The sequence below is a fragment of the Streptomyces sp. NPDC001492 genome, from assembly GCF_053597275.1.
Window position 1 is genome coordinate 62,000 of record NZ_JBSFHW010000015.1, and the last position, 15,381, is coordinate 77,380.

Here is a 15,381-nt window from a genome sequence, read left to right on the forward strand (position 1 = left end):
ACGCTTCAGGAAACCGGCGGATACGGCGCCTGCTCGGCATCGCCGCGCACCAAGGGCGGGTCCGCGACGAGGGCCGGCTCACCGAGAGGCGCCGGTTTCCGCGACCGCCGTCAGCTGCTGAGGCCACCCGTGCTGAGCAGACCCAGGAGGAGCACACCGACGATGATCCGATAGACGACGAAGGCGTTGAAGGAGTGTTTGGCGACGAACTTCAGCAGCCAGGCGATGGAGGCGTAGGCGACCACGAAGGAGACGATGGTGCCGACGGCCAGCGGGGCGGCACCCACGCCCGTGCCCAGGGCGTCCTTGAGCTCGTACAGGCCGGCGCCGGTCAGGGCCGGGATGCCGAGGAAGAAGGAGAGGCGGGTGGCGGCGACCCGGTCCAGGTCCAGGATCAGGGCCGTGGACATGGTGGCGCCGGAGCGGGAGAAGCCGGGGAAGAGCAGGGCGAGGATCTGGGAACAGCCGACCAGCATCGCGTCCTTGAAGGTGGTGTCGTCCTCACCGCGCTTGTGCCGGCCCATCTGGTCCGCGGCCCACATCACGCCACTGCCGACGATCAGCGAGGCGGCGACCACCCACAGCGAGGCGAGCGGGCCGTCGATGAGGGGCTTGGCGGCCAGGCCGACGACCACGATCGGGATGGTCGAGTAGATCACCCACCAGGCGAACTTGTAGTCGTGGTGGTAGCGCTCCTCCTTGTTGCGCAGGCCACGGCCCCAGGCGGAGACGATCCGCACGATGTCCTTGAAGAAGTACAGGAGCACGGCGGCGATCGCGCCGACCTGGATGACGGCCGAGAAGCCGACGACGGCCTTGTCGTCGACCGGGATGCTCATGAGCCCTTCGGTGATCTTCAGATGTCCGGTGGAGGAGACGGGAAGGAACTCGGTCAGCCCTTCCACTACTCCGAGGACGGCGGCCTGACCGACGTTGATGACGCTCATGGGATCCAGTTCTGAGGAGTTGGTCGACAGTGCTGTAGACAGTCTTACTACGCGCGGGAGTCGGGCCGGTCGCCTACCCCCACAGGTCCTGGGCGATCGACACCCCGGCGAATGCCGCACCGAGGCCCGCCGTCACGCTCCCGACGACGTTGGCGGCAGCGTAGAGCCCCGCCCCGGTCTCGGTCAGCCGCAGGGTCTCGTAGGAGAAGGTCGAGTACGTCGTCAGGGCGCCGCACAGGCCGGTGCCGAGGAGCAGCTGAAGAGACGAACCGGCGGCCCCCTCGGCCACCGCGCCGGTCAGCAGACCGAGGATCAGGCAGCCGGTGACGTTCACCGCGAAGGTACCCCACGGAAAGACCGAGTCGTGGCGGGTCTGCACGGCACGGTCGGTGAGGTAGCGCAGCGGGGCTCCGACCATGGCGCCGCCGACGACCAGCAGCCAGTTCACAACGACCTCTTACCCTTCATGTCCGTTTTGCCGGGGCTGTCCTCGCGGCCGACGTACCGGATGACCTCGCAGTCGTCGAGGATGACCAGGCCCTCGTCGACGAGCTCGTCGAGCTGGGGCAGGAAGGCGCGGACGCGCTCCTCGGTGTCGACGACGACGACCGCGACGGGCAGGTCCTCGCTGAGCGACAGCAGCCGCGAGGTGTGGATCAGGGAGGAGGCGCCGAAGCCCTCGATCCCGCGGAAGACGCTGGCGCCGGCGAGGCCCGCCGCGTGGGCGCGGTGCACGATCTCCGAGTAGAGCGGCTTGTGGTGCCAGGTGTCGTTCTCGCCGATGAAGACGGTCACGCGCAGCGCGCTGCCGGTCAGCCTCGTCATGGCTGCCTCCACTTCAGGACCCGGCGGGCCGCGGTGACCGCGAGCCACACCGCCGTGAGCGCCGCGAGCAGGGTCGCGGCGAGGTAGGCCAGCCCGGTGCGCGGGTGGCCGGCGTCGACCAGCTTCTGGATGTCGACGGCGTAGGTGGAGAAGGTGGTGAAGCCGCCGAGCACGCCGGTGCCGAAGAAGGGGCGCACGAGGCGGTGGGCGGCCCATACGTCGGTGATGACGACCATGAACACACCGATCACGGCGCAGCCGACGACGTTGGTCCAGAAGGTCGCCCAGGGGAATCCGCCGGACTGGGCGGGCCACCACAGGGAGAAGGCGTAGCGGGCGACGGCCCCTATGGCTCCGCCGAGTGCGACCACCGCGACGACGGGGGCCTGGGTGCGCCAGGCGGGCGGTCGCGGGGTGCGGGGGCGGGCGCGGACGCTCTCGGCTTCCGGGGCTGTCATGGTCGTACGTCTCCTACTCGCCGGGGCCCGAGGCATGCGGGCGCCGCTCCTTCGCAAGTAGGGACCGTTGGCGGCACCACTGCCGCGGTTCGGGTACGGCGGGCCCCACCGCCGCGCCGCGAAGGGTGCTCGCGGCCGGGCAACAGGGTAGCGCCCGGCCCGGGCCCGGGTCACTTCGGGGACGGTCGCTCGCACACGGCGATGCCCCGCTCCCACAGGCTGCCCAGGACCAGTTGCCCGGCGGCCTCGCAGACGCTGGTCACCATGCGGTAGCCGGAGTGCCGGCGGGCGAGGTGGTGGACGATCGTCCCCTGGTCGTCGACCGCGAGGGCGCCGATGGTGCCGGTGGGACGGAAGGGGGCGCGGACGGCGATGCGGGCGGCGGCGGCGCGGACGGCGGGCGTGGCTCGGTGCAGCAGGTCGAGCGGGGGGACGCGGGGCCCGGCCAGGGAAACCCAGACCGGGCCGTCCGGGCCGGCCCGCCAGAGGTTGTCGGGCATGCCGGGGAGGTTCTCCACGAAGGGTTCGCTCTGTCCGCTCTTGTCGCCGGTGAGCCAGTAGCGGGTCAGCCGGCGGGCGCCGGTCTCGGCGACGACCAGGAACGATTCATCAGCGCTCAGCGCCAGCCCGTTGGCGAACTGGAGCCCTTCCAGCAGCACTTCTGGGCTCTCGCTGCCCGGGGCGAGGCGCAGCAGACGGCCGGTTCCGGTGTGTTCGACGATGTCGCCGATCCACTGGTCCAACGGGTAGCGGCGGCTGGAGACGGTGAAGCAGACACTGCCGTCGGACAGGGCGACCGCGTTGCTGCAGAACCGCAGCCTCTCCCCCGCCACCGAGTCGGCGAGGATCCGTACGATGCCCTCGCCGAGGTCGACGCGCAGCAGTCCGAGTTCGGCGTCGCACACCAACAGGGCGTCGTCCGGGAGCAGTTCGAGGCCCAGCGGCCGGCCGCCGGTTTCGGCGAGCACCTCGACGCGGGCGGACGAGGGCCGCGTCAGTCCGTCGATGCGCAGGATGCGGCCGTCCTCCACTCCGGTCAGCACCCGGCCGTGGGCGTCGGCGACGACGTCCTCGGGGCCGCGGCCGCCGATGGCGACGTATCGGAGCGGGACGAGTTCACTGGGACGGTCCATGAAAACCTCCGTGTCGAGGTCGGGACGGTTCATGCTGGCATGTGTAGGGATGCCCATCGGGTGCCGCGTCACCCGATCAGGTTTACCGGAATGCGTTCCTGGCCACTCAGGACACCACCACCGCTAGCCCCGGCCGGAGGAAGGGGTGGTCCTCATGTCACGGCTGGCCGCCTGGCACCGGCTGGGGCTTGCCGAGCTGCACCGGCGCGGCAATGAGCTGGAGTTGATGCACCGGGCCATGGGGTTCGCGACGCTGGCCCTGGTCACCCTGGCACCGCTGCTGATCGTGGTGGCCGCGGCGGACCCGCTGGGACACGGCGGCTTCGCACTGTGGCTGGTGGACGGCATGGCCCTGAACGGCCGGTCCGCCGACGCGCTCGCGCATGTCTTCGGCCCGACCCGCAAAGTGATCAGCACCACCAGCGCGCTGAGCCTCGCGCTGCTCGCGTTTTTCGGCATGTCCTTCGCCTCCAGCGTGCAGAACGGCTACGAACGGATCTGGAGGACGGCCGCCGCTCCCTGGCACCACCTGTGGCGGCACGCGGTCTGGCTGATCATGCTGATGGCGTATCTGTACGCCCAGGTGCAGACCCGGACCGTGCTGGAGGGCCCGCCCCGCATCCTGCTCAGCATGGGGGTCGGCCTCCTGTTCTTCTGGTGGGGACCGCACTTTCTGCTCAGCCGCCAGGTGCCCTGGCGCTATCTGCTGCCCGGTGCGCTCGCCACGATGGCGGGCCTGGTGGGCCTGCGCGGCTTCTCCTACCTGGTCTTCACCCCGCTCCTGGTCACCAACGCGATCAGCTACGGCCCGGTCGGCACGGTCCTGGTGGTGGAGTCCTGGCTGGTCGGGGTGGGGTTCGTCGTCTACGGCGGTGCCCTTTTGGGGCGGCTCATATGCGAGTGGCTCGGACACCTCGACGCGCCGCCGGATCCACCCGGCCGGACGGCGAGGGCGCCGACGGACCGCGGGCAGGGGCCCTCGGCCCTGCGCTCCTAGCCCGGGAACATGGGCGAGGGCCTGGCCGCTCCCCTGCGGCCGGGCCCCCTCCACACAGGTTCAACGGTGGCTGAACCAGCTCGTGGTCGAGGTGGCCTTGTTGTCGTAGTCGAAGAGGGCCTGGTTCTCCCAGCCGTTGCCGGACGTGGAGTCTGTCGGATACCAGCCGTTGCCGGTGACCGCGGTCCAGGTCGCCTCCCAGTAGAAGGCGCCGAGGCCCTTGTTGCCCGGGACGGCCTCCACGAGGTTCGCGACGGCGTTCATCCGGGCCAGCTGGCCCGCCTGGGTGGCCGGGTAGCCTCTGACCAGTTCACCGGAGGTGTCGATCTGTCGCGGGGGCGCCGCCGGATCGGCATGGTGAGCGGCCCGCTGGACACCCCGGGCGGTGTGGATCGCTCGCCGGCTACAAGGAGGTGCTGACCCCGGCGGGCGTCGAGATCGACGAGCGGCTGATCGTCTCGGTGACTACAGCCGGGCCAGCGGCGAGGCGGGCTGCGAGCGGCTGCCGGCGCAGGCCCCGGAGATGGGCGCCGTGTTCGTGGCCTCCGGCCTGATGGCCCAGGGCGCCCTGACGGCGCTGCGCCGCGCGGGCCGCCGGGTGCCCGAGGACGTCCCCGCGGGCGGCTTCGACGACTCCGTCGCGGCGACGGAGGCCAGCCCCGCCCTCACCACGATCCGCCAGCCCTACGACCACATCGGCTCCGAGACGGTACGGGTGCTGCCGGCACAGATCGGCGGCGGTGATTCTGCCCACGGAACTGGTGGAGCGGGAGTCGACGTGAGGTGGCCGGTGCCGGTCAGTGGGAGCGGTCCCGGTGCCGGAGGGCTTGGGCTATGCGTTCGCCGCGGTCTCGCAGGTCGGCGATTTCTTGCTGCCGCCACGTACAGCCGAGGCGGGTGTCCGTCTCCCGGGCGTAGCCGAGCGCTGCGTCGCAGGCCTCGTGGAGGACGGCCAGCCGCTTGTCGATCTCGTCGGGCAGGCGGATCCGGTCGGGGTCGGGCGGGGGGTCGGGCAGTTGGTAGTAGGCGTCATCTCGCGGGGGCATGCCGGCGGCGTAGCGGAGGCCGGCGTTTTCGAGGCACACGCGAACGCGGTGGCGCTGATAGCGGTCGAGGCATGACTGGAGTGTGTCGTCGGCCTGCTGCTTGAGCCGCAGACGTGCCAAGTGCATCGGTTGGGCGGGATCTCCCTGCCCCTCCTCGAGCAGGAGCGCGTAGACGGCCCAGTTGGCTGCATCAGCGCGGTAAATAGGTCGTTGGGGCGACACCAACGCGTCGAGGGCCCTCGAGGCCGCTCTCGCGGTCGGAGCATCGTTGTCGAACACCGCGAGCATTATCTGCTTCGCCGCGACAGTACAGCGCTCCCATGTCACGCTCGCGTGGAGGGTACCCAACTCCAACCACCGTTGTGCTTCGCCACGTCGGCCCAGATACAGCGCTGTCCGCACTGCCGATTCGGCGACACTCGTCTCGCCTGGCTGCGGCCCCCGCGACCCACGCTCGGCCCAGGCCTGCTCGAATGCCCCGAGCGCTGCGATCCAGTCACCACGCACCCGCAGCAGCTCGCCTCGAATGTACGGTGGGTCCGCCCCTTCCTGTCCCCAGACGTCCACCGCGAGTTCCGACAACTGGTTCAGGGAGCCGTCCAGGTCATCGACCGACACGGTCAGGTGCAGCGCCGACATGAGGAAGGCCCTGTGGAGCCAGTAGCGTTCCCGGCCTGGCAGCCTCGCATCATGGAGAGCGTGCAATAGCAGGCGTAGGCCTCGGTCCGGCTCCGACGTGACGGCCCAGCATTCGGCAGCCCTCCGCAGCGCCCAGCAGCTCCAGTCCGGTCGGCCCTGCGTCGACGCGGCCTCGTGCACTCGCTCGTACAACAACGCTGCTGTCCACACGTCGTCGGTGTCATCCGCCTCCTGCGCCCGCTGCACCAGCTCGTTGAACTCGCCGTCGTTCACTGCGAGTCCCTCAACTCACCCATCTTCCTCAGGACATACGGCGCGAGATCCTCGTACTCCGCACCGAGGATTCGTGCCACGTCCTCCACCACGGCGGCCTGCCAAGCCTCCACCGTGGGAAAGCGGCGCGCGAGGGCGCTGAGTTTCTCGTCAGGCAGAACCACGGCACCCAACCGTTCGGCGATCGTTTCGGGCGAGACGAAGTGCAGCCGACCCTCGTCCTCCAGCAGATCCTGCATGGTGCTGGATTTGGCCATGGCGTCGCCCAGGTGCTGTGCGAGTTCAGGGTCGCCGGAGTCGTACGTCAGGTACAGCAGCCCGCGCAGGTCCGCGGGCAGCATTCCGTTGGCGGCGGGGCCGTTCTCCCGGAGCAGGACGACCGGACGGTCGCGGCGGTCGGCGAAGGCGGCTCCGAGTTCGAACATGACGTTGGGGTTGGCCTCGGTGATCTCGGCGATGAAGCCGCTGGCCCCGTCCATGAGCACCTGCACGTTCTCCAGCAGCCGATGGTCCTCGTGCCGCTCGCTCGCGACCACGAGTTCACAACCTCGCCGCCCCAGTGCCTTGCGACACGCGGCGACCAGGGGCGCGTACCGGTCCGCGAACGGCGTGATCATGAAGAAGGTCGGATGTGTGGGCCGCGTGGTGTCGGCCGGGTTGCGACCCTTGAGGAGTCGTAGTTGCTCCTCCAGTCCCCGGCGCCGTGCGTCGAGTTCCAGCGCCTCGAGGCTGCGGCCCATCAGCCGTTGCAACTGATCGTGGAACGCCTGCGCCGCCTGCGCAGTGATCATCTGCCCGTTCGCCAGGGCCGCGCTGTGGTAGAGCGCCAGCATCAGCTGCTGGACCTCCTCGTCCGCCGCGTCCTGCAGCGCTGCCAGGCGCTGGACCAGCGGATTGGCGGCGTTGATGGTGAGCCGCTGCCCCGCGCCCAGCGTCATACGGGACACCGCCTCAGCCATCTCCCGCACGCCGGGCTGCGCGTTCGGATCGAGGAGCACCTCCTCCGCCTTGCGCTGGGCCTCGGTGCGCGCATCGGTCCGCAGCACCGCCGCGATGGTCCGCGGATCGAAGACGCGGGCCTCGGTCCTGATGGTCTGGTTGAGCGGGGTGTGCAGAATCACGCTCATCCGCTCCGCAAGGCGCTCGACGTCCGCGCTGGCGTCACCGACGGGCGGGCGGAAGATGACGCCGCCCGACGGCGCGTCCTCGCGGTCGACGTGGACCAGTTGCAAGGCCTTGCCGGGCAGCCGGGTGTACGCCTCGAGAAGTTCTGGTTCGAAGGCGAAACTGGCATCCACGACGAGCGTGTCGGCGGCGTTGGCGATGGCGAAGTACTGCCGGGCAGCGTCGACTCCGGTGATGCACTGCAGGATCTGGGGCCCGGTCGGCTGGGGGCGCTGGCGCCGCCCCTCTGCGAGGATCTCCGGGAGAGTCCGCAGCACCACGCCCGAGTTCGCGTCGGCCAGGGTATCGAAAGATACCCCGGGGCTGGCCTCCCCCGGCAGTTGATTGGTCCGCCACAGCAGCAGGTCAGCGAACTTGGCGAAGAAGGTGTCGTAGTAGTAGCTGGCGGCGGCGAAGCTCATCCGGTGGTAGCGGGCGATGCTCGCGAAGCGTGGCCGGTCGGTATCGCGCAGGTGTGCCAGGTGCTTGATGACCAGATCCCCGAGAGCGTCCCGCAGGGCTGCCCAGTTGTCGTCCCGCAGGAAGTTGTCCCGCGCCGCGGTGGGCGTGAGGTCCCGGGTGTTGATGACGCCGTTGACGAAGCGGGCCCACTGCGGCAGGACGTCCTGCTGGTCCTCGCACAGGAACATGCGCCGCTGGAACAGGCGGATGGTGCGCGGCTGGTCGACGTTGTAGAGGCGGTCACGGGTGATGTACAGGACGCCGTCGGCGTGGATCGGGCCGCGCAACTGCACCGGGATGACCTCCAGCACCCGGTCGTTGAGGGTACGCTCCACGTAGAACGTCAGGTCGTCCTGCAGCTCCCACGATGTCAGCCCGCTCCTCTCCCAGGGCATGTGCATGGTGTTCTCGGGCTCCGGGGAGCCGTTGAGGTGGATCGGCACCGTGAGCATGTCCGCGTAGCGGCGGATCAGTTTGCGGACTTCGGCCTCCTGGATCATGCCGCGGTCCTCAGGCCGCCCGGCGAGCGAGACCGTCACGGTCGTCCCCGGAGCGGGGACCTCGCACTCCTGGAGGGTGTACTCCTTGTTCCCCTCGTTCTCCCAGAGCCAGCCGACGTCCTCTCCGACCTTCCGGGTGGTGACCCGTACCCGGGAGGCCACGACGAAGGCCGAGAGGAAACCGATGCCGAACTGGCCGATGAGGGTGTCGTCGTACTCCGTCCCCTCCCTGGTCAGGCTCCGGCCGATGTTGGAGAGGTAGTCGATCAGGTCGTCGTGGTTCATCCCGATCCCGTTGTCCCGGACCGTGATCTCCAGGTCCTGGGGGCGGGTCTCGACGTCGATCCTGCCGACCACCCCATGCTCCGCGGCCCGTCGGCGGATGCCGTCGTGGGCGTTCTGGATGAGTTCGCGAATGAAGACCTTCTTCTCGCTGTAGAGGTTGTTCGCGATCATCCGGATGAGGCCTTCGAAGTCGAAGGTCATTTCGTGCATCTCTGCTTCCCCCCAGTCCCCCTGCGCACTCGCGCGACGCTCCGTGAGACCCCCCTCACGCAGTGTTCCGACGGTAGCGGACCGGTCAGGATTGGAGAAGCCGCTGGACCACAGCCCGCCCTAGCGTGGAATCACCGACGAATTCCGTCGGACCACCCGACGCAAAGGAGCCGTCATGACCGCCGGCCTGAAGACCATCATCTACCCCGTCAAGGACATCGCCCGGGCGAAGGCCCTGTTCAGCGCCCTGCTGCAGGTCGAGCCCTACGCGGACGCGCCGTACTACGTCGGCTTCAAGGACGCCGGGCAGGATGTCGGCCTGGACCCCAACGGACATGCGAAGGGCCTCACCGGGCCGGTGCCGTACTGGCACGTCGAGGACATCCGGGGCCGGCTGGCCGCCCTGGTGGACGCGGGTGCGGAAGTGGTGCAGGACGTCCAGGACGTCGGCAACGGCCGGCTGATCGCCTCGCTCAAGGACGCCGACGGCAATCTGGTCGGGCTGCTCCAGGATCCGTCCGCCTGACCAACCGCCGGGCTGCATGCACCCGCATTCAATGCACAGTCAACCAATGGCTGCTTCGGTGTTACCGTGCAGGTATGGCAGTGAAGACGGCCGAGCCCCGGCTCGAGGAGAGGTGGCGCGACATCCTCTCCGTGCACGCCCGCACCATGTGCGAGATCGACCGGGTCCTGCACCCGCACGGCCTGGGCGCGAGCGATTTCGAGGTGCTCGACATCCTCGCGTCCGAGGCGCCCGGCGAGGGCGACCAGTGCCGGGTGCAGAACCTCGCGGGACGGGTCCATCTCAGCCAGAGCGCGCTGTCCCGGCTCATCGCCCGGCTGGAGAAGGACGGCCTGGTGGAGCGTTCCGTCTGCGCGGAGGACCGGCGTGGGGTGTATGTCGCCCTCACCGACAAGGGCCGCGACCTGCACACCGAGGTGCTTCCGCTGCAGCGCGAGGTGCTGGCCCGGCTGCTGGGCGGCCGGGCCGCGGCCCACGGTTCTTCCTAGAACTCGACTTCAGCTCGCTGCCTGCCCGACCTCACAGCTGTGCGGTCGTCTGCTCCCCGGCCGCGCTGCCAGCGAGCCACTGGGACCAGCTCAGGTTGAACGCGGCGTAGCCGTTGTCCGCCGAGGCCTTGCCACGGGGTGAGCCCGTGACGGTGACCGGGTCTCCCTGCTTGACCTGGCTGTAGAACCACTTGGCGTCCGACATGGACAGATGGACGCAGCCGTGCGAGCCGCGGGCGCTGCCGCTGCCCGGGTTGGGGTCGCCGGTCGAGTAGTGGACGTAGGTGCCGGACTGGGTCAGATGGACGTCCCAGGGCAGCGTCAGGTCGTAGTAGTTGGGGCTGCCCTTGTCGCAGCTGATGCCGACGCTGCAGGAGGTCATGTGGACCTTCTCCTGCTTGTCGATGACGGCCATCGTGCCGTCCCACGTCGGGTACTGGGCGCTGCCCGCATTGATCGACAGGGTGCGCACCAGCTTGGCGTTGCGGGTCACCTTCATGGTGTGGCCGGTCACCGAGACATCCGCGCGCACGTCGTCGCCGATGGTGAAGGTGTGCGTGTAGCCGTGCACGCCGTAGCGCCCGTTGCCGTTGCTGACGCCCTTCAGGTCGGCGTCGATCTTCACCTTGGTGCCGGAGGGCCAGTACGTCTTCGGCCGCCAGTCGGCGCGCCGGTCGCCCATCCAGTGCCAGGCCCCGGCCACCGGCTGCGAGGCGCTCACCTTCATGTGCTTCTCGACGGTGGCCCGCGCCTTGGCCGCCACCGGGTTGGTGAAGATCACCGAGATCGGCATGGCCACGCCGACCGTGGTTCCGGTCTGCGGGGTGATGGTCTCCAGCAGCATCGGCGGGCCCGCGGGCTTCGTCGGTGACGGCGAGGCGCTCGCGCTCGCCTTGCCCGCCTTTCCGTCGTCCGCGCTCGCCTTGCTGCCGCCGGCTCCGCCGCAGGCACTCGTGCCCGCCAGCATCGCGACCGTGACGAGTGCGATCCCTATGCCCTTGCGCCGTCCCACGACCTGCCCCGCTCTCTCGCTCCTCGGCCCCAAGGGGCCTGCTTCCCTGTCAGACAGTTACGACACGGGCGGCAGTTGCATCAGGCGGGTAGATCTTTAGTGATCCATGTCACTCCGGCGCGGAGCCTCGCAGTCATTCCGGCGCGGAGCCTCGCAGCATGAACGCGATCACGTCGTCCAGCCCGTGCTCGTCCGCCTCGGGGGGCAGCATGCCGGTCACCGCGAGGTCGGCGTAGCCGTGCAGGGCGGCGAACACCGGGAGGCCGACGCGCTCCATCGGCCCCTCCCGCACCTCACCCTGGGCCTGCCCCTCGCCGATCAGCCTCACGACCAGCTCCGACCAGCGCTGCTCGGCCGCGCGCAGCGCGTCGGAGGCCTCCGGATCGTGCTTGATCGAGTACATGAGGTCGAGCAGCTCGGCGTTCTCCCGGGCGAAGCCCACATACGCCCGCACCATCGCGTCGAGCCGCTTGGCGAACGCCTCCCCGACACCGTTCTGCGAGGCACCGAGGACGGCGGTCAGCCGCTCGAACCCGGTCAGCGCGAGCGCGTCCAGCAGCGCCTGCTTGTCCTTGAAGTGGCGGCTCGGCGCGGCATGGCTGACGCCGAGGTCGCGGGCGAGTTCACGCAGGGACAGCGCGGCCGGCCCCTTCTCGCGGAGCGTGTCCTCGGCGCGGCCCAGCAGGGCGGCGCGGAGGTCTCCGTGGTGGTAGCGGCGGTTGCGGGTGTGCATGGGCGTCAGTGTATCGGTCATGTTTGTGCCGCCTACATTGTTGTCGGCGTCATCATTGTTGTCATTGACAGCATTGTTGGCAGCGCCTACATTGGCGGTCATGACTACGGAACCCAGCAAGTGGAACATCACCGACATCCCCGACCAGACCGGCCGCACCGCCGTCGTGACCGGCGCCAACAGCGGGCTCGGCATCGCCACCGTCGAGGCGCTGGCCGGCGCCGGCGCGCATGTGGTGCTCGCCGTACGGGACGTGAAGCGCGGCGAGACCGCCGCCGCGGGCGTGCGAGGGAGCGTGGAGGTGCGCCGGCTCGATCTCGCCGATCTCACCTCGGTGCGCGAGTTCGCCGCCGGCTGGCAGGGCGGGCTTGATCTGCTCGTCAACAACGCCGGTGTCATGAACATCCCGGAGGCGGCCACCAAGGACGGCTTCGAGATGCAGTTCGGCACCAACCACCTGGGGCACTTCGCCCTGACGAACCTGCTGCTGCCGCACATCACCGACCGGGTGGTGACGGTGTCGTCCGGTGCGCACAAGATGCCGGGCAGCCCGCGCATCCACTTCGACAACCTCAACCTCACCGGCGAGTACGCGCCCATCAAGGCGTACAGCCAGTCCAAGCTGGCCAACCTGCTCTTCACCCTCGAACTGCAGCGCCGCCTCGCCGAGTCGGGCTCGTCCGTACGCGCCCTGGCCGCCCACCCCGGCTATGCCGCAACGAACCTCCAGAGCCATGACGGCAGTGCACTGCGGCGCGCCCTCATGCGGGTCGGCAACCGCTTCATGGCCCAGGACAGCAGGGCCGGCGCGCTGCCCACGCTGTACGCCGCCGTGCAGGACCTGCCCGGCGCGAGCTACGTCGGCCCGGACGGCCTCGGCGAGATGCGCGGCGCCCCGACCCTGGTCGGCCGCTCACCGGCGGCCAGCGACCCGGCCGCCGCCCGCCGACTGTGGACGGTCTCCGAGGAGCTCACGGGGGTGACTTTCCCGCAGCCGGCCTCGATCCCGGCGTGAGCGCTCCGCGGGCTGTGCCGACCTGCGGCTCCGCCGCGGGGCCCCAATGGGCCGCCGATCGCCCACGGGCCCGTGGTGGCCGGTCGCGCCCGCGCGGCGCAGCCGCTGGCGCCCCCCGCCCGGCGCCCCTTCAGGGGCGCTGCCGCACTGCCGCGGACTTCGCCGGGCCTGCTCAGCCCGCCATCGGATCGTTCTCCACGGCGGGCGCCACGCGGTCGAACCAGACCTGCGTCTGCGCCGGTTCGCGTACGCGGTCCAGTTCGAGCGTGGGCGTCATGTGCTCGAAGACGCGGCCGAGCCCCATGCCGAAGGTGCCGTTGGGCGGATGCAGGACGAGCACACGGGTGCCGTCGAGCGGCTCGATGTCGGCCGGGACGCCCTCGGCGTACACACAGCCGCCGTGCCCGTCGAAGAGGCGGAAGCGGCGTATCGCGGGATCGCTCGTTCCCAGGTTCGGATCGCCGTCGGTGACGCCTCGACCCATGAGCATGCAGGGCGCTCCCCCGCCACCAGCCCCTGTTCGGGATCGCCGATCAACCGGTCCGCGAGGAGGGTGTACAGCTGGTGTCCCCGATGCCGCCCATGGTCAGGGCGTACCCCCTGCGGGTGCGGGGATCCAGGACGAGCAGGGGTTCGTCGTCGAGGACCACGGCCAACTGCCCGACCCGGGCGGCGCGTTGCGAACGGTCGGCGACCGTGGCGGCACGCTCGCGCAGTTCGGTCTTGACCTGGGCGGCGACGGCCGTCCTGAAGGGGCCGCGGGCGAGGAGTGTGATCAGCGCCTTGAGCCAGTCCTCCATGTCGAACCACGACATGGCCATCCGGGTCAGGAACCCTTCGTCGGCGTCCCCGCGGGCCGGCTTGCCGAAGGTCTTCACCAGCCGGGCGCAGCTCGCGCTCACCGGCTCCGGCAGCGGTCTCCACCGCGGCGAGCAGGGCCACGCCCTCTCCGGTGCGGTCGGGGGCGGTCGCACTCTCGGGGCCGCCGGTGCGGGCGGCCTCGCCCAGCCGGTGCAGGGCCTGGCGGTATCCGGGGCCGGAACGGGACCTCATCTGTGCGACGAGGTCGTCGACCAGCGGGGTGATCTCTGTGGGCACGGCCGCACGCTGGCAACCGCCCCCGGACGGCCCCTGATCAGGAACCGCTTCCGGCGGACGGGCCCTGCTGCCCCGGCCGGTGCTCGCCGGGTCTGCGGTCCGCCGGTCTGCGGGGCGGGATCGGCGTCGACGCGAAGGCGCGCGGCCCCGTCCACAGGGCGGGCACCGCATCGCAGCGGCGACACATCTCGTAGGCGATCGCCTCGTAGTTGACCCGCCAGCCGTGCAGGTGCGGCCAGGCGTCGGCCACGCTGCGTTCGGCGTGGAAGCCCGCCGCCTCCAGCATCGCGACCGCGGCCTCGAACTCGACGTAGGTGAGACGCAGGGCGGCGTCCGGAGGGGGATCCGGGTCGAAGGGGATGCGCTGGACGCGGGCGATGTCACGCAGGGCGGTGAAGCCGGCCCGCAGCACCAGGCGGGCCTCCGGCGGGGCGGTGCGCGGGGCGAGCGCCAGCTGTATGGCCGCCGCGTCCATCACGGCGACCAGCCCCACCAGCCAGTGCCGGTAGGGCCGGGGCGAGCGGAACGCCATCAGGACCGGATACGTGGAGTGGCTCTCACCGATGTCGGAGGCCAGCCGCTCCCAGGCCCGGTACAGCTGCGGCAGCGCGGTCTCGGTGTCGACCAGCCACTGCCTGGCCAGGATCTCCGGACCCCAGGCGGGCTCGCCGGCCCGGGACTGCAGCAGGGTCACCTCCAGCTCGCGTCGGTTGTAGGCGGCGTAGAGCGTGGGCAGGTAGGCGATCTGAAGGGCGATCAGGACCGGTCCGGTGGCCGCCGCGACGAAGTCGAGCACGGACAGCCGCAGCCGGTCGCCGCTGGCGAAGCCGAGGGTGAGCAGGCTGGAGCCCGCCTCCCGGAAGGAACTGCCCCAGGACAGCCCGGACACGGCGTTCAGCAGCAGCCCGAAGCCGGCCAGGGCTCCGCCGAGCCAGGTGGCGAGCATGCCGATCAGGATCAGCGGAGCGAGCCAGGTCTGCGCGCGGTCGACGGCGTCGTAGCCGCCGCGTATCGCCGCCAGCCGCAGCAGGCGGCGCAGCACCCACCACAGCCGGTACACCAGCGCCGAGTAGAGCCCTCGCGGCACCACCAGGGTCCGCACCACGCTGGAGGCCATGACCGCCAGCAGCAGCCCGCCGGCCACGCCGGAGATCCACGTCATGCGGCCATTGTGGACCGCTCCCGCGCGCGGTGATCGGTTACGGCCGTGGAGGCGGAGGACCGGGTGGCGGGCGGGGTCGGGCAGTGCGGCGAGGACCGCGGACGGTGGGCCTGCCGCCGTACGTCTCGCGGAGGGCCGCCATCAGGGGCGACCTCTCGACCTCGGGAACCTCTGCGCGGTGAGGTGCTCAGTGCGGCCGGGGAACCTCGCCGCCTGGCCATGGCAGACCGGGCCGGGCCTGGGCCGGCAGCCGGGCGGGGCGCGCACGTTCCGTAACCCCCCAGCCGCTCAGGCCGCGGCAGGAAGTCGGCGCCCGCCCCGTCTTTCAATGGGGCGACGGGCACCATCTGCGGCCGCGAAGCCTCGCGTCCCCGGCTACGGCGACCCTGGCCGGCCCTTCCCCGTCAG

General features: G+C 70.5%; 16 protein-coding genes and 2 pseudogenes. 5 read left to right on the top strand and 13 right to left on the bottom strand.

Features of this window, described 5'->3' with window-relative positions; translation table 11 throughout:
* Positions 1 to 110: 110 nt before the first annotated feature.
* From ACWC1K_RS20545 to ACWC1K_RS20565, 5 genes are all read right to left on the bottom strand, one after another.
* Positions 111 to 947: an undecaprenyl-diphosphate phosphatase gene (locus ACWC1K_RS20545; RefSeq protein WP_450833127.1), complete on the bottom strand. Its 837-nt coding sequence runs from the start codon at positions 945 to 947 to the stop codon at positions 111 to 113.
* 73 nt (positions 948 to 1,020) lie between these two features.
* Positions 1,021 to 1,395 (bottom strand): fluoride efflux transporter CrcB, encoded by a 375-nt coding sequence (gene crcB, locus ACWC1K_RS20550; protein ID WP_450833129.1) that lies wholly within the window; start codon positions 1,393 to 1,395, stop codon positions 1,021 to 1,023.
* Positions 1,392 to 1,772, bottom strand: a complete 381-nt coding sequence (locus ACWC1K_RS20555) for a DUF190 domain-containing protein (protein ID WP_450833131.1) — start codon at positions 1,770 to 1,772, stop codon at positions 1,392 to 1,394. Before ACWC1K_RS20555 ends, crcB (ACWC1K_RS20550) begins: the two co-directional genes overlap by 4 nt.
* Positions 1,769 to 2,230, bottom strand: coding sequence for a fluoride efflux transporter CrcB (gene crcB, locus ACWC1K_RS20560; protein ID WP_450833132.1), 462 nt, complete (start codon positions 2,228 to 2,230; stop codon positions 1,769 to 1,771). The genes ACWC1K_RS20555 and crcB (ACWC1K_RS20560) overlap by 4 nt, the downstream gene beginning before the upstream one ends.
* A gap of 170 nt (positions 2,231 to 2,400) precedes the next feature.
* Entirely contained in the window at positions 2,401 to 3,363 is a 963-nt protein-coding gene (locus ACWC1K_RS20565) for an SMP-30/gluconolactonase/LRE family protein (protein WP_450833301.1), read from the bottom strand.
* A gap of 154 nt (positions 3,364 to 3,517) precedes the next feature.
* Here ACWC1K_RS20565 and ACWC1K_RS20570 point away from each other — a divergent pair, with 154 nt between their 5' ends.
* Positions 3,518 to 4,360: a ribonuclease BN gene (locus ACWC1K_RS20570; protein ID WP_450833134.1), complete on the top strand. Its 843-nt coding sequence runs from the start codon at positions 3,518 to 3,520 to the stop codon at positions 4,358 to 4,360.
* 60 nt (positions 4,361 to 4,420) lie between these two features.
* Here the strand turns inward: ACWC1K_RS20570 and ACWC1K_RS20575 are convergent.
* Positions 4,421 to 4,687: pseudogene (locus tag ACWC1K_RS20575) on the bottom strand (glycosyl hydrolase 53 family protein); the annotation flags it as partial.
* On the opposite strand from ACWC1K_RS20575, the pseudogene ACWC1K_RS20580 reads away from it, so the two are divergent.
* Positions 4,688 to 5,142 (top strand): annotated as a pseudogene (locus ACWC1K_RS20580) (LacI family DNA-binding transcriptional regulator); the annotation flags it as partial. It abuts the pseudogene before it with no gap.
* Between the two features lie 15 nt (positions 5,143 to 5,157).
* On the opposite strand, the gene ACWC1K_RS20585 reads toward ACWC1K_RS20580, so the two are convergent.
* Positions 5,158 to 6,318: a hypothetical protein gene (locus ACWC1K_RS20585; protein WP_450833136.1), complete on the bottom strand. Its 1,161-nt coding sequence runs from the start codon at positions 6,316 to 6,318 to the stop codon at positions 5,158 to 5,160.
* Positions 6,315 to 8,939, bottom strand: a complete 2,625-nt coding sequence (locus ACWC1K_RS20590) for an ATP-binding protein (RefSeq protein WP_450833137.1) — start codon at positions 8,937 to 8,939, stop codon at positions 6,315 to 6,317. Before ACWC1K_RS20590 ends, ACWC1K_RS20585 begins: the two co-directional genes overlap by 4 nt.
* A gap of 175 nt (positions 8,940 to 9,114) precedes the next feature.
* Between ACWC1K_RS20590 and ACWC1K_RS20595 the strand changes: the two genes are divergently transcribed.
* Both ACWC1K_RS20595 and ACWC1K_RS20600 read left to right on the top strand, forming a co-directional pair.
* Entirely contained in the window at positions 9,115 to 9,465 is a 351-nt protein-coding gene (locus ACWC1K_RS20595) for a VOC family protein (protein ID WP_450833138.1), read from the top strand.
* A gap of 74 nt (positions 9,466 to 9,539) precedes the next feature.
* Positions 9,540 to 9,953 carry a MarR family winged helix-turn-helix transcriptional regulator gene (locus ACWC1K_RS20600; protein WP_450833140.1) on the top strand — a complete coding sequence of 138 codons (414 nt, stop codon included), beginning with the start codon at positions 9,540 to 9,542 and terminating at the stop codon, positions 9,951 to 9,953.
* Positions 9,954 to 9,984: 31 nt separating this feature from the next.
* On the opposite strand, the gene ACWC1K_RS20605 is transcribed toward ACWC1K_RS20600, so the two are convergent.
* The gene (locus tag ACWC1K_RS20605; RefSeq protein ID WP_450833142.1) at positions 9,985 to 10,965 is read right to left on the bottom strand and encodes a L,D-transpeptidase; all 981 of its coding nucleotides are present in this window, start codon (positions 10,963 to 10,965) and stop codon (positions 9,985 to 9,987) included.
* Positions 10,966 to 11,098: 133 nt separating this feature from the next.
* The gene (locus ACWC1K_RS20610) at positions 11,099 to 11,698 is read right to left on the bottom strand and encodes a TetR/AcrR family transcriptional regulator (RefSeq protein ID WP_450833144.1); all 600 of its coding nucleotides are present in this window, start codon (positions 11,696 to 11,698) and stop codon (positions 11,099 to 11,101) included.
* Between the two features lie 100 nt (positions 11,699 to 11,798).
* On the opposite strand from ACWC1K_RS20610, the gene ACWC1K_RS20615 reads away from it, so the two are divergent.
* Positions 11,799 to 12,713: an oxidoreductase gene (locus tag ACWC1K_RS20615; RefSeq protein WP_450833145.1), complete on the top strand. Its 915-nt coding sequence runs from the start codon at positions 11,799 to 11,801 to the stop codon at positions 12,711 to 12,713.
* 172 nt (positions 12,714 to 12,885) lie between these two features.
* Here ACWC1K_RS20615 and ACWC1K_RS20620 read toward each other — a convergent pair whose 3' ends face one another.
* From ACWC1K_RS20620 to ACWC1K_RS20630, 3 genes are all read right to left on the bottom strand, one after another.
* Positions 12,886 to 13,203, bottom strand: coding sequence for a hypothetical protein (locus ACWC1K_RS20620; RefSeq protein ID WP_450833147.1), 318 nt, complete (start codon positions 13,201 to 13,203; stop codon positions 12,886 to 12,888).
* Positions 13,204 to 13,246: 43 nt separating this feature from the next.
* Complete coding sequence (locus tag ACWC1K_RS20625) at positions 13,247 to 13,615, bottom strand: hypothetical protein (RefSeq protein ID WP_450833149.1); 369 nt, start codon at positions 13,613 to 13,615, stop codon at positions 13,247 to 13,249.
* Positions 13,616 to 13,848: 233 nt separating this feature from the next.
* Positions 13,849 to 14,973 (bottom strand): hypothetical protein, encoded by a 1,125-nt coding sequence (locus ACWC1K_RS20630; RefSeq protein ID WP_450833150.1) that lies wholly within the window; start codon positions 14,971 to 14,973, stop codon positions 13,849 to 13,851.
* Positions 14,974 to 15,381: the final 408 nt, after the last annotated feature.